Source organism: Devosia sp. FJ2-5-3, from assembly GCF_029201545.1.
Lineage (GTDB): Bacteria > Pseudomonadota > Alphaproteobacteria > Rhizobiales > Devosiaceae > Devosia.
Genome location: NZ_CP104007.1, coordinates 3757565 through 3777876 on the forward strand (window position 1 = coordinate 3757565; position 20312 = coordinate 3777876).

The 20312-nt window shown below is 62.7% G+C and carries 17 protein-coding genes; 9 read left to right on the forward strand and 8 right to left on the reverse strand.

Annotated elements, in window-relative coordinates:
• Nucleotides 1–27 precede the first annotated feature (27 nt).
• On the reverse strand, nucleotides 28–1269 hold the full coding sequence (locus N0P34_RS18115; protein ID WP_275604611.1) for a glycine betaine/L-proline ABC transporter ATP-binding protein: 1242 nt from the start codon (nucleotides 1267–1269) through the stop codon (nucleotides 28–30).
• Between the two features lie 476 nt (nucleotides 1270–1745).
• Between N0P34_RS18115 and N0P34_RS18120 the strand changes: the two genes are divergently transcribed.
• Nucleotides 1746–5183 carry a flagellin gene (locus N0P34_RS18120; protein WP_275604612.1) on the forward strand — a complete coding sequence of 1146 codons (3438 nt, stop codon included), beginning with the start codon at nucleotides 1746–1748 and terminating at the stop codon, nucleotides 5181–5183.
• Between the two features lie 60 nt (nucleotides 5184–5243).
• On the forward strand, nucleotides 5244–5642 hold the full coding sequence (locus tag N0P34_RS18125) for a flagellar biosynthesis repressor FlbT (protein ID WP_275604613.1): 399 nt from the start codon (nucleotides 5244–5246) through the stop codon (nucleotides 5640–5642).
• 13 nt (nucleotides 5643–5655) lie between these two features.
• Here the strand turns inward: N0P34_RS18125 and N0P34_RS18130 are convergent, their stop codons facing one another.
• Complete coding sequence (locus tag N0P34_RS18130; protein ID WP_275604614.1) at nucleotides 5656–6249, reverse strand: response regulator transcription factor; 594 nt, start codon at nucleotides 6247–6249, stop codon at nucleotides 5656–5658.
• A 56-nt stretch (nucleotides 6250–6305) separates the two neighbouring features.
• Here N0P34_RS18130 and N0P34_RS18135 point away from each other — a divergent pair, with 56 nt between their 5' ends.
• From N0P34_RS18135 to N0P34_RS18145, 3 genes are all read left to right on the forward strand, one after another.
• On the forward strand, nucleotides 6306–7811 hold the full coding sequence (locus N0P34_RS18135) for an MASE1 domain-containing protein (RefSeq protein WP_275607023.1): 1506 nt from the start codon (nucleotides 6306–6308) through the stop codon (nucleotides 7809–7811).
• A gap of 85 nt (nucleotides 7812–7896) precedes the next feature.
• On the forward strand, nucleotides 7897–8157 hold the full coding sequence (locus N0P34_RS18140) for a helix-turn-helix domain-containing protein (RefSeq protein ID WP_275604615.1): 261 nt from the start codon (nucleotides 7897–7899) through the stop codon (nucleotides 8155–8157).
• Nucleotides 8158–8245: 88 nt separating this feature from the next.
• On the forward strand, nucleotides 8246–8497 hold the full coding sequence (locus N0P34_RS18145; protein WP_275604616.1) for a helix-turn-helix transcriptional regulator: 252 nt from the start codon (nucleotides 8246–8248) through the stop codon (nucleotides 8495–8497).
• 57 nt (nucleotides 8498–8554) lie between these two features.
• Here N0P34_RS18145 and N0P34_RS18150 read toward each other — a convergent pair whose 3' ends face one another.
• From N0P34_RS18150 to N0P34_RS18175, 6 genes are read right to left on the reverse strand one after another with little or no spacing between them, the layout of a single operon-like run.
• Nucleotides 8555–9679: an LLM class flavin-dependent oxidoreductase gene (locus N0P34_RS18150; protein WP_275604617.1), complete on the reverse strand. Its 1125-nt coding sequence runs from the start codon at nucleotides 9677–9679 to the stop codon at nucleotides 8555–8557.
• A gap of 19 nt (nucleotides 9680–9698) precedes the next feature.
• Nucleotides 9699–10736 carry an aldo/keto reductase gene (locus N0P34_RS18155; RefSeq protein WP_275604618.1) on the reverse strand — a complete coding sequence of 346 codons (1038 nt, stop codon included), beginning with the start codon at nucleotides 10734–10736 and terminating at the stop codon, nucleotides 9699–9701.
• 21 nt (nucleotides 10737–10757) lie between these two features.
• Nucleotides 10758–12119 carry an LLM class flavin-dependent oxidoreductase gene (locus N0P34_RS18160; RefSeq protein ID WP_275604619.1) on the reverse strand — a complete coding sequence of 454 codons (1362 nt, stop codon included), beginning with the start codon at nucleotides 12117–12119 and terminating at the stop codon, nucleotides 10758–10760.
• A 17-nt stretch (nucleotides 12120–12136) separates the two neighbouring features.
• Entirely contained in the window at nucleotides 12137–12871 is a 735-nt protein-coding gene (locus tag N0P34_RS18165) for an ABC transporter ATP-binding protein (RefSeq protein WP_275604620.1), read from the reverse strand.
• Nucleotides 12847–13722 carry an ABC transporter permease gene (locus tag N0P34_RS18170; protein ID WP_275604621.1) on the reverse strand — a complete coding sequence of 292 codons (876 nt, stop codon included), beginning with the start codon at nucleotides 13720–13722 and terminating at the stop codon, nucleotides 12847–12849. Before N0P34_RS18170 ends, N0P34_RS18165 begins: the two co-directional genes overlap by 25 nt.
• Before the next feature lie 24 nt (nucleotides 13723–13746).
• Entirely contained in the window at nucleotides 13747–14769 is a 1023-nt protein-coding gene (locus tag N0P34_RS18175) for an ABC transporter substrate-binding protein (protein ID WP_275604622.1), read from the reverse strand.
• 360 nt (nucleotides 14770–15129) lie between these two features.
• Here N0P34_RS18175 and N0P34_RS18180 point away from each other — a divergent pair, with 360 nt between their 5' ends.
• Genes N0P34_RS18180 through N0P34_RS18195 form a run of 4 tightly spaced genes read left to right on the forward strand, consistent with a single transcriptional unit; the run spans nucleotide 15130 to nucleotide 20153 of the window.
• Complete coding sequence (locus N0P34_RS18180; RefSeq protein WP_275604623.1) at nucleotides 15130–16740, forward strand: ABC transporter substrate-binding protein; 1611 nt, start codon at nucleotides 15130–15132, stop codon at nucleotides 16738–16740.
• Nucleotides 16741–16747: 7 nt separating this feature from the next.
• A complete protein-coding gene (locus N0P34_RS18185; protein WP_275604624.1) occupies nucleotides 16748–17683 on the forward strand; it encodes an ABC transporter permease in 936 nt (311 codons plus the stop codon).
• Nucleotides 17680–18549, forward strand: a complete 870-nt coding sequence (locus N0P34_RS18190) for an ABC transporter permease (RefSeq protein ID WP_275604625.1) — start codon at nucleotides 17680–17682, stop codon at nucleotides 18547–18549. The genes N0P34_RS18185 and N0P34_RS18190 overlap by 4 nt, the downstream gene beginning before the upstream one ends.
• Nucleotides 18549–20153 (forward strand): ABC transporter ATP-binding protein, encoded by a 1605-nt coding sequence (locus N0P34_RS18195; protein ID WP_275604626.1) that lies wholly within the window; start codon nucleotides 18549–18551, stop codon nucleotides 20151–20153. The genes N0P34_RS18190 and N0P34_RS18195 overlap by 1 nt, the downstream gene beginning before the upstream one ends.
• The last annotated feature ends 159 nt before the right edge of the window (nucleotides 20154–20312 follow it).

A 20312-nucleotide genomic window follows, 5' to 3' on the forward strand; every position in this document is an offset into this window, starting at 1 on the left:
TCCTCTGTTGGTGTGCACTCGGGCGCCCTAGTGGGCAGCCTCGGGCTGGATCTCTGGGGCAGCGCCTGATTTGTCCGGCTCCGCCTGATCCCCGGACAATTGCGCGAACACGGCCTCGGGCTCGACCACACCGACAAGGCGATTGTCTTCGTCGGTCACGGCGATAGGCAGGCCGGCGCTGGCAGCGCCATAGAGATCGGACAATTGCGTGTCTCGATCGGTCGTCGGAAAATCGGTGACCATCACATCGGCAAGCTGAACGTCCGCCTCGCCACTGTCGCGGTCTGCCGATGCGGCCTGCTGGTAGGTCACGACGCCGGCGATCTGGTCGCCATCCATGACGTAGACCGAATTGCGGTTCTGATCTTCCATGTGCCGCACCGCATCGCCGGCGGTGTCGGTCTCGAGCTGCATGACGGCCGCTTCGCACGCCACCGTCTCGGCCGTGAACACGCGGCCGCGGTCGATATCGGCGACAAAGGCGGCGACATAGTCATCGGCAGGATTGGAGACGATGTCCTGGGCGGTGCCGATCTGGACGATGCGACCGTCCTTCATGATGGCGATCCTGTCGCCGAGTAGAAGCGCCTCGTTGAGATCGTGGGTGATGAAGATGATGGTCTTTTTCAGCGTTGCCTGCAGCGCCAGCAATTCGTCCTGCATTTCGCGCCGGATCAGGGGGTCGAGCGCGCCGAAAGGCTCGTCCATCAGCAGGATTTCCGGATCGGTCGCCAATCCGCGGGCCAGGCCCACGCGCTGCTGCATGCCACCAGACAGATCGGACGGCTTGCTGTTGGCCCAGGAGCCGAGGCCCACCTGCTCGAGTGCCACGAGGGCCCTGGCATTCCGCTCCGCCGCCGGCACGCCCTTGATCTTGAGACCATAAGCGGCGTTTTCCAGGATGGTGCGGTGAGGAAAGAGCGCAAAGTGCTGGAAGACCATCGCCACCTTGTTGCGCCTGATGTCCCGCAGCTTGGCGGGCGAGCAGGAGGCGACATCGTCGGCATCGATCAATATCGCGCCGCTGGTGGGGCGAATAAGTCCGTTCAGCATGCGGACCATGGTAGATTTACCCGAGCCCGAAAGGCCCATCACCACGAATATCTGGCCCTCTTCAACTTCGAAGCTGGCCTCCTGTACCCCTATCGTCTGCCCTGACGACTGAAAGATGGACTCCTTGGTCTGGCCTTCCCGCAGGAGGGAGAGGGCGAGATTGGGTTGGTCACCAAAGATCTTGAAGACCTTCTGGACCCTTAATTTGGCTGTCATAAGACCTCGTGTCTTGATGACGCAAGAACAGAAAAAACAAATCGATCAATATTCTTGCGTTTCTTTAAAATACAAAACAACCCAGGCCCAAAGGAAAAACTCCCTTGGACACAATTGGCTGACTATGTGGCGTGTTGAGAGCAGGGTATGGCAGCAAGGATGACATTTCAACCACAAAAATAACAAACTGTGGATTGGAACCATCCAAAACCCGACTTTGAAGCGTGCGCTTTGCGCCGGAAATTGCCGGGATAATCCTTGAAAATCCGACGTTTCATCTGACACCCGCGGCGCAAGATCAACGGCGACGGAACAGGCCGCATTCCGCGGTTACGGCACGGCCCAAAACACCGCTCCGCGGATAAATTGTGGGACAGTGGGCATCAATTAAAACAAAATTAATTGTAGGTGCACCATCCTCATTAAGCACGGCGAAGCTCCGTTGCTTGATTTTTCCAGGAAGGAAAGCACCACACATGGGTTCCGATATTTCTCTCTCGAAGGCCGTTCGCGCGAACCTTCTGAGCCTCCAGAACACCGCCGAAATGATGAACAAGACGCAGAACCGTCTTGCCACCGGCAACAAGGTGAACTCTGCGCTGGACAACCCGTCCAACTTCTTCACCGCTTCGGCCCTCAACAGCCGCGCCGCCGACATGAGCAATCTGCTCGATTCCATGGCGTCGGGCATCAAGGTCATCGAGGCTGCCAACAACGGCATCACCGCGCTGACCAAGAACCTCGAATCCATGCAGTCGACCCTGCGTCAGGCTCGCCAGGACAAGTCGTTCCAGACCCAGTCGTTCGAAGTGAACGACAACACGGTTCTCAAGCTTGGTGGCGGCCAGTTCAGCGACAGCGTCAGTGAACTCAGCCTTGCCACGGCAGCACAGCCCGGCAAGCAGGCCAAGATCACGACCACCGGCACCTCGGCCTTCCTCGGCCCGCAGTCCTCGACTGCCGGGACAACCGGCGCCGGCGCTCGTTCCGTCATCAGCCTCACCCCGGGTGCCTTCTCGGCCGGCGACGTGTTCAAGGTTGCAGGCATCGACGTCACTGTTGCCAATACCAATGCCGACGCGGCAATCACCGCAGAAGACGTTGCCGCCAATATCCGCACTGCCCTTGACGACAGCGCCGTAGCTGGCCAGTTCGTGGTCAGCCTCGGCACCGGCGACAATGATGGCAAGATCATCATTGAATCCGTCAACACCTCGGCCGCCGCCGCTTCCGTCGACTTCGACCCCGACAGCGATCCGTCGACCGGCGTGGGCGCAGCCACGATGGGCAAGACGACCTTCAACTACTCGGCCGTCACCACCAGCATCACAGTGGGCGACAACACGGTCGAGACCGGCGTCAGCTTCGACACCTTCGTCGCCAATCTGAAGGCCGGCGAAAAGGACGGTGGCTACAAGGTCGATTTCGACACCACCAGCAAGCAGATCACGCTCACGAGCACCCAGTGGGGCGGCGCTCCGCCCGAAGTGACCGGTGTCGCGACCTATTCTGCCGAGGTGCCCGCCACCAAGGCCGTCACGACCTTCCAGATCGCCTCCGCTGGCGTCGGCACCTCTGCCGAAACCACCTTCCAGCTGCAGGTTGATGGTTCGGGCGATCTGCTGAACGACCAGGAACTGGAAGTCGGCGACTATGACGACCCGGTGGTTCTGACCGCCGGCATGGATGCCGCCGCGATCAAGCTGGCCTTTGAAGATATCATTGGTGACGACTACGACGTTGAGGTCGATGCCGATCTCAATGTCACGCTGACCGGTAAGGAAGTTGGCGGCGCGGCGCTGACCGTAACGTCCGATCAGGCTGAAGTGACCGGTAACGACGCATCGATCACCGGGGCAGGCGGCGTAGACTTGGGCGCTCTGGCCGACCTGAACGCCTATAGCGGCGTCGCCATCTCCATCGATGATGGCACGGGCGCCGTGTCGCACACGATCAGCAACGGCAATACCTTTGCCGACCTGAAGACCGCGCTTGAAACTGGTGGCAAGTACACGGTGACTAGCGGGGCCGGCGGCCTGTCCATCGTCAGCGCCGGGGAAGCCAACTTCACCGTGACCATCACCGGCGGTTCAGGCGCTGCTTTTGGTATGGGCGGCACCACCAAGGCCTCGACCAACGGCGTGACGACCCAAGCCGCTGGCATTGTCGGCGGCAACGCCGCGGTTGAAGCAGAAGCCGGCACCACCGCAATCGCCAACGCCACGGTCGATTCCGACCAGACGCTGACGATCGATGATGAAGAAATCACCATCACCTCGGCCATGCAGGTCGCCGATGTCCGCCAGGCCTTCGCGGACAACGCCGTCCTCTCGGGCAAATACGACATCGTCGTTGCCGACGACTTCACCATCACAATGACTGCCAAGACCGAAGGGGCCGCAACCGCAGCTTCCGTCGCGTCGAGCCAGCAGGGTGTCGAAGTCGTCCCTGCAACCGTCGTACTCGACGGCGTCGATTTCAATGACGCCGCCCTGGACATGTCCACTCTCGACAACCAGACCATCACGCTGCGCACCGATGATGGCGAAGAGGTGGACTACGAGTTCGACAACACAACTGACCAGCTTACGGCGATGGCGACAGCCCTCGAGGCTGATGGCTTCGAGATGGCAGTCGATGCCGATACCGGCGCTCTGACGTTCAGCCGCGCCGATGGCAAGAACTTCACCGTCGAGCTGAGCGGTGGTCCCAACAGCGTGCTCGGCATGCCTGCGGCAACCATGGTCAGCATCGACGGTGTTGAAGCCCAGCCGCATGGCATTGTCGGTGGCAATGCTGACGGCGTCGATGCGACCAACGGCACTGCAGTTCAGGCTGAAGTGAAAGGCGTTCAGGAGACCCCCGCTGCTCAGGGTGCTTCGGTTGCGTCCGTGGAAGCGGAAAAGAACACTTTTACCGTTTCCTATGACGGCAAGACGGCCAATGTTTCCGTCGCTGGCGTCAAGGGTGGTGTTGGCTCCAGCGTCAACGCTCTCGACATCAAGAACTGGCAGGATGCCACGGTTGCCGAGGTCAACAAGCAGCTCAAGAACCAGGGTGTTCTCGGTGTCGAGGCCCAGTTCGATGATGCCGGCAAGCTGACCTTCATCGCCAAGGAAGCAGAAGCCAAGACCCTGGCCGTCTCGGGTGACGACGCCGTTGCCTTGTTCGGCACCAACGGTGTGGACACCGGCGTTGCTGAAAAGAGCGGCCTGAATGCCACCAAGACGGTCGACAAGTTCGTCGAACTGATTAACCGCGAGATGAGCGGCAAGGTCCGCGCATCGAACGACAACGGCAAGCTGCGTATCGAAAACCTGTCCACTCAGGCTCTCGATATCGGCATTGATACTGCCGGTGCGGTCAGCTCGCTCAAGGTTGAAGGCAATACGGTCCGTGCGAACCTGTCCAAGCAGTTCAACGAACTGCGCGACCAGCTCGACAAGCTCTCCGATGACGCGTCGTTCAACGGCATCAATTTGCTGCGCGGCGACAAGCTGAAGATCACCTTCAACGAGAGCGGCACCTCGTCCATCGACATTCAGGCGAAGGACAAGGACGGCAATGTTCGCGGCATCAACGCTTCGAACCTCAACATCGATAGCCTGGTTGCAGAAGACCTGGATACCGATGAGGCGATCGACGCTTTCCTCGCCAAGCTCTCTTCGGCACTGACCGAACTGCGCTCGCAGGCTTCGTCTTTCGGTTCGAACCTGTCTTCGGTCGAGAACCGCCAGTCGTTCACCAAGAACATGATCAACACGCTGGAAACCGGCGCGGCGAACCTGACCTTGGCCGACACCAACGAAGAAGCCGCAAACCTCCTGGCCCTCCAGACCCGTCAGCAGCTGTCGTCTTCGGCACTGTCGATGGCCAGCCAGCAGGACCAGGCCGTGCTGCAGCTCCTGCGTTAAGCACAATCATCTCCCGGGGGCGGTTCAACCGCCCCCGGTCTTTGACCCCAAGGTGAACCGATGACGCTCAAGATTACCCTCAAGCCCGGCGAAAGCTTTTTTGTTGGTCGCGCCGAGGTCTTCGCCCAGGGAACATCCATTACCCATCTGTTCGTGCGCGGCGACGCCGCCGTCTTGCGCGACGAGGACTACATCCGTGAGGATGAGGCCGATACCAATGCCAGGCGCCTGCACTACGTGCTCCAGCAGATGTATCTGACCGGCGACATGCGGGCCCATCACGTCGAATATTTTTCGCTGGTCCAGGCGCTCATCGCGGAAAACCCGGACAACAACGCAATCGTGGCCGACCTCAATCAGCTCCTGATCGAGGGGCAGTTCTACAAGGCCATCAAGCTGGCCAAATGCCTCAATAACTCCGCCCTCACCCGCAATGTGACCAGGCTGCGTACGGCCTAGGCCGGTCCCGCCGTCAGCTACGGCGATAGATCAGAGCGAATTTCGTGCGGTTGCCGACACCGAATTTGCGCAGAAGGCTTTTGACATGCACCTTGACCGTGCCGAGTTGCAGCGAGAGACGCTCGGCGATCTCCTTGTCGGTCAAGCCGGTCGCGATCAGGTCAGCCACGTCACTTTCCCGCCGGGTCAGCGGCGTCGGCAGGGGCGTGCGCAAGAATTCAGGCGAAACAAATCTCTGGCCCGCCATCAACAGCTTGAGCGCATGCAGCAGCACCTCGCCGCCCATGGTCTTGCTCAGCCAACCCGCAGCGCCTTGGTCCAGTGCCTGCGCGACCGCGTGCGCATCCGCAATTCCCGAAAGCATGGCGACCGGAATTTCAGGGGATCGTGCGGAAAAAAGTGCGAGAGCCTCAAGACCGTTCATCCCAGGCATGGCATAATCTACCATCACCAGGGAAAAACGTTCTGCATCAAGGGTATCCAGCCCTTCCTGGACCGTCCCAACGGCGCGATATTCGATTGTATTGTCGAGCGATTGCAGCAGGAAGAGCAGCGCATCGCTGAACAGCAGATGATCGTCGATGAACAGAATTCTCTGTGCGGACATAGGAATAGACCAAACTGAGTTTTCCCATCAATAGATACAAACCGGCGCTTTGGTCCATCCTCCTTGCAGCGATATGGCTCGCGTCTTTTCGACTGTCGGACCTGCTTACTTTTTTCCGGACCTATTCGAGCATCTGGTTCCTTCCCAGTGGCGTGACGCTCGCCATCGTCATGGTGGCGCCGCGCCGGATGAAGATCGCCCCGCTCGTCGCCAATCTATTGCTTGCCTTTCCGGCCGTGCGCTGGGTCCTGGGCGTGGATGTCGCAAACGATTACGAGCCCGTCGTCCACGGCATCAGGCTCTATATCGTCTATGGCGGGGCCGCCATGGTCCTCACCCGCTGCTTTGGGGTGGATCGCCCCTTCTTCTCGCTGCGCGACAATCAGGTGTTTATTGTCGTCGCGCTCGTGGCCGCTGCAATCGCTACGGTCAGCGGCATCGGCCTGCACATGCTGGCCGGAAACATGTCACTGGCCGAGGGGCTGAAAATCGCCCCCTCCTGGTGGCTGGGCGACGCCATCGGCGCCATCGTCGTGCCGCCGCTGCTGTTACCCCTGCTCATGAAAGGACTTGGCCAGTCACCCGGCGCTTGGCAATGGCCGCAGGCAGGCGCCGTGGCCGTGCAGGCGCTAACGCTCACCCTCGTGCTCTCGGCTTGCACCCTGGCCAGCGGGGTGCAGGCGAATTTCTGGGATCTGGTCATCATTCCCATTCTGATCTTTGCCCTCAACCGGGGTTATTCGCATGCGGTGACGGCGGTCTTCCTGACCAATTTACTGGCTCCCCTTGCCGTCCTCCTCTTGGCCGATGCCGAGCAGATGATGACCATGGCGCCCCTCCTGCTCACCGCCTCCATCGCGGGCCTGCTGATCGGCGCGGCCAATTCGGACCGGACCAGGGCTCTCGAGGGGCTCGAAGACATCGTCACGCAGCGCACGCGGGATCTGGCGCAGGCCTATGAGACGCAGCGCCATCTGGTGCGCACCATCGGCCACGATCTGCGCCAGCCGATCGAAGCCCTCAACCACATGCTGGGCGGCCTCAAGCAGAAATTGAGCGGCAGCACGTCCGAAGCGCCGCTGGAGCAGGCGCGGGTCTTGAGCGCGCTGGCCTCCGAACTGCTCACCAAGACGCTGACCTATGCAAGGCTGGATGCGGGCAAGCATGTGCTGCAGATCAATGACGTCACCGCAGAGGCGATGTTCCGCCGGCTGGAAGCACTCTACGGCCCGGTGGCGCGCCGCAAAGGCATCACGCTTTCATGGGCGGGCGGCAAAACCCACTTCAGGTCCGACGAGGATCTGCTCTTCCAGGTTTTGGCCAACCACCTCGACAATGCCCTGCGTCTTTCGCCCTCAGGGGCGTCGGTGACAATTTCCGCGCAGGCCGTCAGCGATGGCATCGCGCTATCCGTGTCGGACGCGTTTCCGGGCGACGACACGGCCTTGCACGGCGCGGCGGGGCTGGGGCTTGAAATCGTCAGCCACGCCGGCCTGTTGCTCGGCGGGCGGCTTTTTGCCGAACAGAACCGGCGCGGCATCGTCATCCCCTACCCCATATGAGGTAGTTAATTTTCTCTTAATTTCTGAAATTGCGCCCGATATTGACTTAATTATCAATCGGTAAATGGCTCGGGGGGACCAAAAAATGGCAAGAGAACTGGCGCGAGAGATCCTGTCGCGCAACATGCGCAAGCTGTGCGCCGAGCGCGGCATCGATACCGCGGCGCTGGCACGGGACCTCGAATGGCCTTCCCCCAAGCTTGAGGCCGCCATGTCGGGTTCGTCCGATATCGACCTCGATGATCTGACGCGGCTTGCCAGTGTACTGGCCGTCCCGGCGCACCACCTCCTCACAGCGCCCAGTCATGCCGACGGAAACAGATTGGTGGATATGGCCGCCGATTAATTGCCGATCGCAGAGGTATGCGATAGCGTGCCGGAGAATATTCGGACCTTATCGCATTATGGATAGTCGGGAACTCGTTGGTTGGAACATGCGCCGATTGCGCATCGCCCGCGGTATTTCGCAGGGCCGTCTGGCCGAGATCGCCGGCATCGACCGCACCTATGTCAGTCGGCTCGAGCGTAAAATCGAAAATCCGTCGATCGGCATTCTCGACAAGATTTCCCTGGCTCTGGACGTGCCCATTGCCGATCTTTTCGTGCCGCCGGATGAAGATGCAGCCAAACTGCCCCCGCTCAAGGCCGGCCGCCCACCCAAGGCAAATTCGGCGTCCGACACCTAGGACACGCCGGCACGATTGAAAAAAGCCCCGTAAGTGCGGGGCTTTTCGGTTTCGCCTCTATTGCGCAGCGGTCAGCGCGGGGCTGATCGCAGACGGATCGATCCGCAGGCTGTCCGGCCGCAGCAGCGGCAGGAGCGTGTCGCCCTGCCGTCTGATTTCGGCGAGATAGGGCGTGTCCGAGAGCACGAAGTGGTCGATCCCCAGCGCCTGATATTTGCGCAGGCTTTTGGCCACGTCCTCGGCCGAGCCCACGAGCCAGGTGGTGCCCGCCCCGCCCCCACCAAAGCGGCCCGGCGCGGTATAAAGATTGTCATCGAGCACATCGCCCCGCGCCTGCAGGTCAAACAGGCGCTGCTGGCCCACCGCGTGTCCGCGACGATGATCGTGCCAATTGCCGGCCTGCCCCCTGGCCATTTGCGCCAGCTTTGCCTCGGCGTCCGCCCATGCCTGTTCGGTGGTGTCTCTTACAAAAGTGGTGATGCGCAGCCCGAACTGCAGCGGGGGCAGGTCGCGGTCAAGCACATGGCCGAGGCGTTTCAGCCGATAGATGCGCTCGGCCACGCCATCCAGCGGCTCACCCCAGAAGAGCTGCACATCGGCCTCGGTCGCCGCCACTTTTTCAGCCGCTTCCGAGGCCCCGCCGAAATAGAGCCGCGGATGCAGCCGTTCGCCCCGCACCACCGGCCGCGGCGAGACGGTACTGTCCGCAACCGAAAAATGTTCGCCCGCAAAGTTCACCTTATCTTCGGTCCAGAGCCGGCGCACCAGCCGCATGAATTCCTTCGTGCGCCCATAGCGCTGGGCCTGGTCGCCTTCGCTGTCCCCATAGGCGGCCAGATTGTCCTGCCCCGAGACGATGTTGATGCGCACTCTTCCCTTGGAAAGATGATCGAGCGTTGCCGCCGCCGCGGCGAAATTGGCCGGACGCCAATAACCCGGGCGGATGGCGATGAGCGGCTCGAAGGTCCTGGTCTGCGCCGTCAGCGCCGTGGCGAGCGTAAACGTGTCCGGCCGCCCCCAGCCGGTTCCGATCAGCGCCCCGTCCCAGCCGTGGTCTTCAAGGGCGCGAGCCTGTTCGGTGAGCGTTTCGAGGCTGTTGTGATCGGCATCCACCGGCTCGCCGCGATGGCCCGCATCGGCCTGGTTGGGGATGTACCAGAGAAATTCCGGGTTCTGGCTCATGACTTGCTCCTGTGTCGGATCAGGTGATCCGTCGGTTGAGGTGGAAATCGGTGGGGTTCGGGCGGCCTTCGAGCGGATGGCCGGGATCGGTAAAGCCATGGGTCGAGGCATGGCCGGGCGGCACGAGGCCATCGATAAGGGCCTCGTCCTCGGCCGTCAGCCTGACCTCGAGCGCCCGCAGATAGCTCTGCCACTGCTCTTCGGTTCTCGGACCGGCAATGGCCGCGGTCACATAGGGATTGTTGAGCACCCAGGCGGTCGCGAACTCGGCCGGCGCAATGCCGCGCGGCTTGAGATAATCGGCAAGCTTTTGCGCCGCCTCGATCGATTCCGGGCGCCACTCGGTTTCGGCGATGCGCTTGTCGCCGCGTCCGGCCCGTGTGTCGGCATCCGGCGTCGCCCCCGGCACATATTTGGCCGTCAGCACGCCCCGGGCGAGCGGGCTATAGGGGACGACGCCAAGTCCATAGGCCGCCGCCGCCGGCAATTGCTCGACCTCGGCCGTGCGGTTGACGATATTGTAGAGCGGCTGGCTGACGATCGGTCGGTCGATGCCCAGTTGGTCGGCCAGATGGGCGATCTGGGCAATGCGCCAACCCCGGAAATTGGACACGCCGTAATAGCGCAGCTTTCCGGCCCTGATCAGATCGCCGATGGCGCGCAGCGGCTCTTCAGGCCGAGCGTCGAAGATGGCGCGATGAAAATAGAGGATGTCGATATAATCGGTGCCAAGCCGGCGGAGGCTCGCCTCCACCGCCTCGAAGACCCATTTTCGCGAGTAGCCGCCGCGATTGGGGCCATCGCCCGCCGCATTGACGAATTTGGTGGCGATCACCCAGGCGTCGCGGTCGTCCGCCACGGCGCGTCCCACGATCTCCTCGGACACGCCCTTGTTGTAGACGTCGGCGGTGTCGATGAAATTGATGCCATGCTCGCGTGCCGAGGCGACGATCCGGTGCGAAGTGGCCTCGTCGGTCGGCCCCCCGAACATCATGGTCCCGAGCGATAGCCTCGACACTTTGAGAGCGCTGGCGCCGAGATTGCGGTATTCAGTCATAGAAAAAAGTCCCTTGTTGTCTTATCCGGCCGCCCGGGCCTGGCGCTGTGCCGCAAAACGGTTGACGGGGCGGGCAAGGCCGAGATTGTCACGCAGCGTCGTGCCTTCATACTCCGTCCGGAACAGCCCGCGCCGCTGCAGGAGCGGCACCACCTGATCGACGAAGTCGGTGAGGCCAGTGGGCAATATCGGCGGCATGATGTTGAAGGCGTCGGCCGCTCCGTTGACGAACCAAACTTCGATGGCGTCGGCGATCTGCTCGGGCGTGCCCACCACCGTGCGATGCCCGCGCGCCCCGGCAACGGCCAGATAGAGCTGGCGCAGCGTCAGGTTATTGCGCTCGACAAGATCGGTGACGAGTTTGAGGCGGCTCTTGTTGAGTTCGGTATCCTGCGGCAGCGGCGGCGCGCGGTCGTCGAGGTCATAACCCGAGAGGTCAAATCCCTTGTAGTGGCGCTGCAATATGGTCCAGGCGATCGAGGGATGAATGAGCGACTGGATGAAGTCGTAGTTCTCGGCTGCCTCCTTCTCCGTGCCGCCCAGAACCGGGAAGATGCCCGGGCTGATGAGAAGCTGGTCGGGCGTGCGGCCATAGCGGGCGAGACGCCCCTTCACATCGGCGTAAAATTCCTGCGCGTCTTCGAGCGTCTGGTTGGCGGTAAAGATCATTTCCGCGGTGCGGGCCGCCAGCGCCCTCCCCGGCTCGGATGCGCCCGCCTGCACCACGACGGGATGGCCCTGCACCGGTCGGCCGACATTGAGCGGACCGCTGACAGAGAAGAATTTTCCCTTGTGGTTGAGCTGGTGGACCTTATCGGGGTCGAGATAGACCCCGCTCTCCTTGTCGCGAATGAAGGCGTCGTCCTCGTAGCTGTCCCAGAGGCCGGTCACGAGATCGACGAATTCCTCGGCCCGCTCATAGCGGTCGGCATGGGCCGGATGCCCAGGAATGGAGAAATTGGCCGACACGTCGGCGCCCGTCGTCACCACGTTCCAGGCCGCGCGCCCCTTGCTGATATGGTCGAGCGAGGCGAACTTTCGCGCGAGGAGATAGGGGTCTTCATAGGTCGTCGAGGCCGTGGCGACAAAGCCGATATGGCTGGTCACCTGCGACAGCGCCGCCCAGAGCGTGACCGGCTCGAAATGGGCGCCCTGGCTGGACCGGCGCAGGGCCTCCGGGTCCTTGGCCCGCTCCCATCCGGCCGGGCTGTCGGCCACGAAGACCAGGTCGAACTTTCCTCGTTCGGCGGTCTGGGCGAGTTGTTTGTAATGGTCGATATTGAGCCCGGCATCGGCCTGGGAATCGGGGTGCCGCCAGGCGGACACATGGTGCCCGGTGGCCATGATGAAGGCGCCCAGCTTGAGCTGTCTCTTGTCACTCATCTCATTTGTCCCTTGGGTCAGGCCGCATCCCGGCCTTCGGCATCGACGCCGAGGCGGGAGAGCAATTGCGTGCGAATAGCGCCGAAGCCCGGCGTGGATGGATTGCGACGCCCCTTGAGGTCGACGCGCAGATCTTCGACGAACCGGCCGTGGTCGAGCACCAGGATGCGGTCGGCCAGGGCAATGGCCTCGTCGACATCGTGGGTCACCAGCAGCACTGCCGGCCGGTGCCGGGCGCAGAGTGCCCGCAGCAGATCGTGCATCTTGAGCCGGGTCAGCGCGTCGAGCGCGCCGAAGGGTTCATCGGCGAGAAGCAGCGCCGGTTCGCGCACCAGGGACCGGGCCAGCGCCACGCGCTGCTGCTCACCGCCCGAAAGCTGGATCGGCCAGGCCTCTTCGCGCCCCGCCAGCCCCACTTCGGCCAGCGCCTGCTTTCCGGCTTCGATGCTCTCGCCCTTGAGGCCCAGGGTCACGTTCTGGATGACATTGCGCCAGGGCAGGAGCCGCGCGTCCTGGAACACAACGGAGAGTTTTTCCGGCGTGCGGAGTTCCCCCTCGCCCTCCACATCATGGTCGAGCCCGGCGAGCGCCCGCAGGAATGTGCTCTTGCCCGATCCGCTCTTGCCGAGCAGGGCGACGAATTCGCCCCGCGCAATGGTAAGGTCAGCATTCTCGAGAATGGTAGTGGTCCCGAAGCGGCGGGTGAGGCCCTCCACTTCCACGGCATTCAGTGCGACAGTGTGCGGCGCCATGAGAGGAGCTTCCTTTCAAGCAGGCGGACAATGGCGTCCGAGGTGAGACCGAGCAGGGCGTAGACGACGAGGCCGACGATGATGATGCGCGTCTGGCCATAGGTGCGGGCGAGATCGATCATGTAGCCCAGCCCGCTCGTGGCATTGATCTGTTCGACCACCACCAGCGACACCCAGCAGAGCGTCACTGCGAAGCGCAGGCCCAGGAGGAACCCCGGCACGGCCCCGGGCAGCACCACCTGGAAGAGGAAGTCGCGCTGGCTCATGCGCAGGGTTTCGGCCAGTTCGACATAGCGCTCGTCAATGGCCCGCAACGCATTGTGGGTGTGCATGTAGATCGGCACGATCACCCCGAGCGTGATGATGGTCACCTTCATCGTCTCGCCCAGCCCCAGCCAGAGGATGAGCAGCGGGATCATGGCGAGGGTCGGCACGGCCCGCTTGATCTGGATCGGCCCGTCGATCAGCGCTTCGCCAATTCGCGACAGACCTGAGGCAATGGCGAGCACCAGCCCGATGACGATGCCAAAGCCCAGCCCCAGCAGCGCCCGCACCGCAGACGTTGCAAAATTGGATTGCAGCCGGCCATCGGCGATCAACTCGCCGAATGTCGCGACAATGGTCCACGGCGCGGGCAAGATGCGCGGGTCGACGAGCCCCAGCCCCGAGCCCGCCACCCAGGCCAGCAGCATCAGCGCCGGACCGATCTGGAGCCCGAAGGGGATCTCCTTGCCCGGTCCCAACCGCCGCTTGCGGCGCGGATTGGCGGGAAGCGCCCGCCCCTCCCCCGAATAGTGGCTGCGCTCGAGAAAGACCGGGCGTCCTCGTTCATTGCTCGCCAGATAGGCCATGGCGTCTCTCCTCGGCTGATGGAATTATTGGGCCAGCGCGGCCGCACCCAGGGCTTCGAAACGGCGATCGAAAATCTCCTCGGCGCTGAAGGGCGCGTAGCCCAGTTCGGCGGCGAGAATGTCGATCGTGTGCTGGTGGCGGCCGACTACTTCGTCCCAGCTGTCCGGCACGATCTGGTTGCCGGTGAGCTCGACGAGATAGTGTCCGTCCTCTGCGCTGAGGCCCTGGTCCTTGACGTAGTATCCTTCGATCCAGGCCTCGGGATTGTCGTTGATCCATTGGGTGGCCTTGGCCCAGATGCCGACATAGGCGGCAATGGCGGCGGCCTTGGCCGGATCGTCCAGCACCCATTGGGGCGCATAGAGATGGCTGGGGTCATCGCGCAGGCCGTGCTCGACCAGGCTCGCCCCGTCCGGCCCATATTGGGTGATGTAGCGACGGATATTGGAGGAGCCGATCGGGGCCACGTCGACCTGGTGGCTGGCCAGCGCCACGGGATAGACATCACCCGTGCTTGGCAATTCCACCAGCGTCACGTCCGCCTTGCTCAGCCCCGCCGCCTCGAGCGCCCGCAGCACCAGCGCGCCCTGCGCCTGGCCGGGACTGAAAGCGATGCGCTTGCCGCGGAAATCAGCCAGGCTCTTGGCCTCCACCCCCGGCGCGATGCCAAAGCGATAGATCGGATGTGCAATCGGGTCCTCGCGTTCGCGATAGGCGACATTGCGCACCGGCAGATCGGTCCAATGGGCGAAGATCGAGGGAATTTCGGCCACCGCGCCGAGATCGAGCGCCCGGGCGCGAAACGCCTCCGAGGTCTGCGGTCCACCGCTGAGATTGACGAATTCGACCTCGAACGGGATCTCCTCGATCAACCCGGACAGCTCCAGCGCCACCCTGGTCTGGGGATCACCGATCACCAGCCTTGTGCCGGGCAGTATTTCGGCCGGCAGCGGCGCGGGCTCTTGAGAAAGCACCGCTCCAGCGCCCATCAGCGCGGCGAGGGAAACGGCAATCAGCTTGGCTGCGGTTCTACGGTTCGGCGTCATTTGCGTTCTCATCCATGGGACAATGGAGAAAACGCTAAGCCCTAATATCCACCAAATCTATAGACATTACGGGATCGATTTCGCGAATGTTCTGCGCTTGGGAGAATGGTCTCGCCGCCGAAAGGGGATGACGTGAAATGAGCCGTGCGCAGACCCGGTTTGGGCCGCCATCGGCCGGGCATGGGCCACAAATCGCCCCCACTCAAACCGGCTTGTAGAGTGGTCACATATTCCCCTACTACTGGTCGGATTGGAATTTTTGCCTCGTCGGCAGACTGCCAAAACTCGACAGAAGAAATAGAGTTACAGTCACTCACGGGGGCCAGAGCGTCATGGCCAATCAATTTGAGGGAGCAGATTATGAGACGGACCATTTTCAGCACGCTGAGCCTTGCGCTGTCAGCTTCGGTATTTGCCTTTGGCGGACCGGCATTTGCCCAGTCCGAGGCGCAGTCGGGCGGCGTGCTGCGCATTGCCACCTATGAACCGCTCTGCCTCGACCAGAACGAGGGCTCCTCGCGCAATACCCAGACAGCCCTGCAGGACGTCTACGACCGCCTCGTCTACAAGACCCAGGAGGGCGAGTATTTCCCCTGGCTGGCCAGCGAATGGTCCATTTCCGAGGACGGTCTCACCTACACCTTCACCATCCGCGATGGCGTCGTCTTCCACGATGGCACGACGCTCGATGCCGAAGCCGTCCGCATCAATCTTCAGCGCTGGGTCGATGATCGCAGCGCCAATGGCGTGCCGGTGACCTCTGTCACCGCAGATGGCAATGTCGTCACCATCACCCTCTCCGAGCCCCATGGCCCGCTGCTGCACGACCTCTCCGAGCCGGTCCAGGGCATTGTCGCGCCCTCCTCGATCGAAGCCTTCTCCAAGGAAGAGCGCTGCGCCGGCGGCCCTGACATCACCATCGGCTCGGGCCCGTTCAAGGTTGTCGGCCGCACCCAGGGTCAGGACCTGATCCTTGAGCGCTTCGAGGACTATAACTGGCCTTCCGCTGCCGCCCAGCATACCGGTCCGGCCTATCTTGAGCGCATCGAAATGCGCTTCCTCACCGAAGACTCCGTGCGCGTCGGTGCCGTTGAATCCGGTCAGGCCGATATCGCCGCCGGCATCCCCGCCATTTCCGTTGCCGCCATCGAAGGCAACAGCAATCTCCAGCTGATCCGCACCGAACAGCCGGGCATTCCGTGGTCGATGTGGGTCAATCAGTCCAAGCCAGCCCTCGCCGACCAGAGCGTGCGCGAAGCCATCCGCATCGGCGTCGACTATTCTTCGCTCGTCAATGCCGTCTTCCTCGGCACCTCCAGCCCTGCCTATTCGGCCATCACCCCGGGCATCCCGGCGGCCTATGATGCCGGTCAGGAAGGCCGCTGGTCCTTCGACGCCGAAGCCGCCAAGGCCCTGCTCGATAAGGCCGGCTGGTCCGAAATCGGCGCCGACGGCATTCGCGTCAAGGATGGCGAGCGCCTCAGCCTCAAGGCTGTCACCGCCACCAACTGGAACAACCAGCAGCGCGAACTCTTCGCCCAGGGTATCCAGGCGGGCCTGCAGGCCATCGGCATCGAATACAGCCGCGAAGTGCTCGACTTCGCCACGGTCGATGCGCGCATGAAGGCCAATGAATACGACCTGGTCGACACCTCGCAGTCCTCGGGCGATGGCGCGACCCTGCTCTTTGGGGCGTTCCAGTCCACCTCGCTGTGGCCGGCCAATACCAATTGGGGCTTTGTGGACGACGCAGCGCTCGACGACGCCCTCAACACTGCCGTCGCCTCTGCCGATCCCACTGTTCAGAACGAACAGGTCAAGATCGCCCAGAAGATCATCAATGACGGCGCCTATCTGATCCCGATTGCCAATCCGCAGGTGATCCTTGCGGCCAGCACCAAGGTCAAGGGCACCGTGTTCTCGAGCTCGGGCCAGATCGGCACCTTCTACGACGTCTGGCTGGAGCAGTAGGTCCGGTTTGACGATAGCGCGAGAGCTTTTCGTACGTATCCTTGCGGGAGCAGCGGTCCTTTGGGCCGCTGCTTCGCTGGCATTTGTCGTACTACAGATGCTGCCCAGCGATCCTGTGCAGGTCATCTATGGCGCAGACTCCACCGTTACCCAGGAGATGCGCGACCGCATCCGTGCCGAATATGGCCTCGATCGCCCCATCTGGGAGCAATATGGCCAATTTGTCGGCCGCATTCTCCAGGGGGATCTGGGCACCTCCTACCAACAGCGCCGCAGCGTGGTCTCAATCATTGGCAGCGAGCTGGGCTCGACCGTCACGCTGGCCGTGCTTGCCACCATATTTGCGCTGACGCTGGCGACCATTGCCTCGGTCACCACCGCCGGAAAGCAGAGCCGCGCCCGCAGCCTGATGTCGGCGTTCGAACTTCTGGCCATATCCACGCCCGCCTTCTGGATCGGGCTGTTGCTCCTCACATTCCTCTCCTTCCAATGGCCGATTTTCCCGGTCATGGGCGATGACAGCTGGCGCTCGCTGGTGCTGCCGGTCACCACGCTGGGCCTCGCCATTTTCGGCACGCTGAGCCAGGTGATGCGCGCCGAAATGGATATTGCGCTTGAGCAGCCCTTTGCGCTCACCGCCCGCACGCGGGGCCTCTCGGAATGGTCGGTGCGCTGGCGCCATGCCCTGCGCCACGCGCTCATCCCGGGCCTCACCATTTCGGCCGAAATGTTCGGCGCGCTTTTGGCCGGCGCCATCATCACCGAGCGCGTCTTTGGCCGCCCGGGTCTTGGCCGCATCACGCTCCAGGCCGTCACCAATCAGGATATCCCCGTGGTCGTGGGCGTCGTGCTCTTTGTGGCCACCGTGTTTGTCATCACCAATATCGCTGTCGATCTGCTCTACCGGCTGATCGACCCGCGCCTGCGCGGTGCCGCAGCATGACCGACCTTTCTCTCCAGCAATCCGCAGCGCCAGAGCCGGACCGTATGCGTGGCCTGCGCAAAGGCCGCATTCGCCCCGGCGTCGTCCTCGCCGCACTGGTGCTGATCTTCCTCGTCATCTGTGCGCTCTGGCCCCAGGCCATTGCCCCTTATGACCCCTATGGGCTTGACCTCCTGCAGTCACTCAAGCCCCCAAGCTGGGCTCATATCTTCGGCACCGACCAATTGGGCCGCGATATCTTTTCTCGCGTCGTTCATGGGGCGAGCTATTCGCTCTATGTCGGCATTGGCGCCACGCTGATTGCCGTTTCCGTTGGCATCGCCATTGGCCTGACCTCAGGCGTTATGGGCGGCTGGGTGGACCTCGCCTTCATGCGCGTCGTCGATATTCTCCTGGCTTTCCCGAGCCTTCTGATGAGCATGGCCGTCGTGGCCTTTCTGGGCACCGGCATCACCAATATTCTCCTCGCCATCGCCATTGCCGCCATTCCCGGCTATGCGCGCATCGTGCGCAGCCAGGTCCTCGTCATCCGCAATTCCGGCTTCGTCGAAGCCGCCCGCATCCTCGGCCAGAACCCGCTCCTGACCCTTGTCCGCCATATCCTCCCCAACACGATTGGTCCGCTCGTCGTGCTGTCGACGCTCGGCATTGGCAGCGCCATCCTCCACTCGGCGTCCCTCAGCTATCTCGGCCTTGGCCCCAAGCCGCCGACGCCCGAATGGGGTCTGATGCTGTCCGAGGGTCAGGGGTATCTGCGCGCAGCCTGGTGGATCGGCGTCTTCCCCGGCGTCTTTGCCACGCTCGCCATCGTCTCCACCACAATCATTGGCCGCTATATCAAAGCCTATAGCGAGGGCCGCGTCTGATGGCTCTGCTCGATATCGAAAACCTCTCCATCCGCTTTGCCGGCCGGAGCGCCGCCGAGGACGTCCACGCGGTGCGCGGTCTCTCCTTCTCGCTCGAGGCCGGGCAATGCGTGGCCATTGTCGGGGAATCCGGTTCGGGCAAATCCGCCACTGCGCGCGCCCTTGTTGGCCTCACCGGCCCCAATGCGCTGGTCGAAGCCGACAAAATGCGTCTGGGCCAAACCGATCTGCGCGGTCTTGCCCCGCGCGATTGGCGCGCCATTCGCGGCCGCCAGATCGGCTTTGTGCTGCAGGATGCGCTGGTCTCGCTCGATCCCTTGCGCACCATCGGCGCCGAAGTCGGCGAAACGCTCCGCGAACACCGCCTCGTGCCCCGCAGCGGCATCAAGGCCCGCGTGATCGACCTCCTCGACTCGGTCGGCATTCCCGATCCGGCCCAGCGCCATGACCAATATGCCCATCAGCTTTCCGGTGGCCTGCGCCAGCGCGCGCTCATCGCCTCGGCCATTGCCGGGGAACCCAAGATCATCATTGCCGACGAGCCCACCACCGCGCTTGATGTCATCGTTCAGGCGCAGATCCTGCGCCTTCTCGCCGAACTCAAGGCCGAGGGGCGCGGTCTCATCCTCATCTCGCACGATCTGGCCGTCGTCTCGCGCCTTGCCGACCACATCATCGTGCTGCGCCAGGGCGAAGTCGTCGAAGAAGGCCCGCCCGACGCCGTCTTCAAGACGCCCAAGGCCGACTATACCAAGGCCCTCCTCGCCGCCATTCCCTCCGGCCGCACGCGTGGACAGGCTCTATCACGCACGAATGGAGGCATGTCCCCCACTGCCCCGCGACTGGGCGAACCCGTTCTCGTCGCCAGCAACATCTTCAAGAATTTCGGCAAGCGCCGCGTCGTCGACGACGTCTCCTTTGAAATCTGCAAGGGCGAAACCCTCGGCTTGGTCGGCGCTTCGGGCAGCGGCAAGACTACGCTGGCCCGCATCGTCCTTGGGCTCGAAAAGCCCGATGCCGGCACGATCGCCATCAACGGCCATGCCTGGTCCGACCTTCCCGAAAGCCGGCGCCGCCCTTTGCGCCCCGAAGTGCAATTGGTAGCCCAGGACCCGCTCGGCTCGTTCGATCCGCGCCACCGCGTGCTCGACATCATCGGGGAAGCCCTCGACATCATCGGCACGCCCACCACCCAACGCCAGGGCGAAGTTCTCCGCCTCCTCAATTCGGTCGGGCTCGACGAAACCCACCTTCTCCGCCGCCCACGTGAACTCTCCGGCGGCCAGCGCCAGCGCGTCGCCATCGCCCGGGCTCTCGCAACCAGGCCCGCCATCCTCGTCTGCGACGAGCCGGTCTCCGCGCTCGACGTTTCGACACAAGCGCAGGTGCTCGATCTCCTCGCCGGGCTCAAGCGCGACCTCGGGCTCACCATGCTCTTCGTCTCGCACGACCTTGGCGTCATCCAGCATGTCAGCGACCGCGTTCTCGTCATGAACGAGGGTGCCATCGTCGAAACCGGGGTTCCTGACGTCGTCCTCGAGACGCCGCAGCATCCTTATACCCGCGCCCTCATCGAAGCCCTGCCCCGCCTGCCGGTCGCCTGACGAACCGGGCGTCCGCGGGGACGAGAAAATTCATCTCTACCAAACGGGTAGACAATAGTAGACTTTGTTCCGGAATGCCTTCCGACGAAACGGCCATGTCTGGCTTCGCGCAAAATTTTGCTCCAAAGTCAGCGCAACGTCCTTGCTGACGAACCGGAG

What these genes read in the sequence shown, in the direction of transcription:
- N0P34_RS18190 (WP_275604625.1), top strand. Translation starts at nt 17,680, where the DNA reads ATGACCGACCTTTCTCTCCAGCAATCCGCAGCGCCAGAGCCGGACCGT.
- N0P34_RS18130 (WP_275604614.1), bottom strand. Translation starts at nt 6,249, where the DNA reads ATGTCCGCACAGAGAATTCTGTTCATCGACGATCATCTGCTGTTCAGC.
- N0P34_RS18170 (WP_275604621.1), bottom strand. Translation starts at nt 13,722, where the DNA reads ATGGCCTATCTGGCGAGCAATGAACGAGGACGCCCGGTCTTTCTCGAG.
- N0P34_RS18180 (WP_275604623.1), top strand. Translation starts at nt 15,130, where the DNA reads ATGAGACGGACCATTTTCAGCACGCTGAGCCTTGCGCTGTCAGCTTCG.
- N0P34_RS18150 (WP_275604617.1), bottom strand. Translation starts at nt 9,679, where the DNA reads ATGAGCCAGAACCCGGAATTTCTCTGGTACATCCCCAACCAGGCCGAT.
- N0P34_RS18125 (WP_275604613.1), top strand. Translation starts at nt 5,244, where the DNA reads ATGACGCTCAAGATTACCCTCAAGCCCGGCGAAAGCTTTTTTGTTGGT.
- N0P34_RS18155 (WP_275604618.1), bottom strand. Translation starts at nt 10,736, where the DNA reads ATGACTGAATACCGCAATCTCGGCGCCAGCGCTCTCAAAGTGTCGAGG.
- N0P34_RS18165 (WP_275604620.1), bottom strand. Translation starts at nt 12,871, where the DNA reads ATGGCGCCGCACACTGTCGCACTGAATGCCGTGGAAGTGGAGGGCCTC.
- N0P34_RS18145 (WP_275604616.1), top strand. Translation starts at nt 8,246, where the DNA reads ATGCGCCGATTGCGCATCGCCCGCGGTATTTCGCAGGGCCGTCTGGCC.
- N0P34_RS18120 (WP_275604612.1), top strand. Translation starts at nt 1,746, where the DNA reads ATGGGTTCCGATATTTCTCTCTCGAAGGCCGTTCGCGCGAACCTTCTG.
- N0P34_RS18115 (WP_275604611.1), bottom strand. Translation starts at nt 1,269, where the DNA reads ATGACAGCCAAATTAAGGGTCCAGAAGGTCTTCAAGATCTTTGGTGAC.
- N0P34_RS18175 (WP_275604622.1), bottom strand. Translation starts at nt 14,769, where the DNA reads ATGACGCCGAACCGTAGAACCGCAGCCAAGCTGATTGCCGTTTCCCTC.
- N0P34_RS18195 (WP_275604626.1), top strand. Translation starts at nt 18,549, where the DNA reads ATGGCTCTGCTCGATATCGAAAACCTCTCCATCCGCTTTGCCGGCCGG.
- N0P34_RS18140 (WP_275604615.1), top strand. Translation starts at nt 7,897, where the DNA reads ATGGCAAGAGAACTGGCGCGAGAGATCCTGTCGCGCAACATGCGCAAG.
- N0P34_RS18160 (WP_275604619.1), bottom strand. Translation starts at nt 12,119, where the DNA reads ATGAGTGACAAGAGACAGCTCAAGCTGGGCGCCTTCATCATGGCCACC.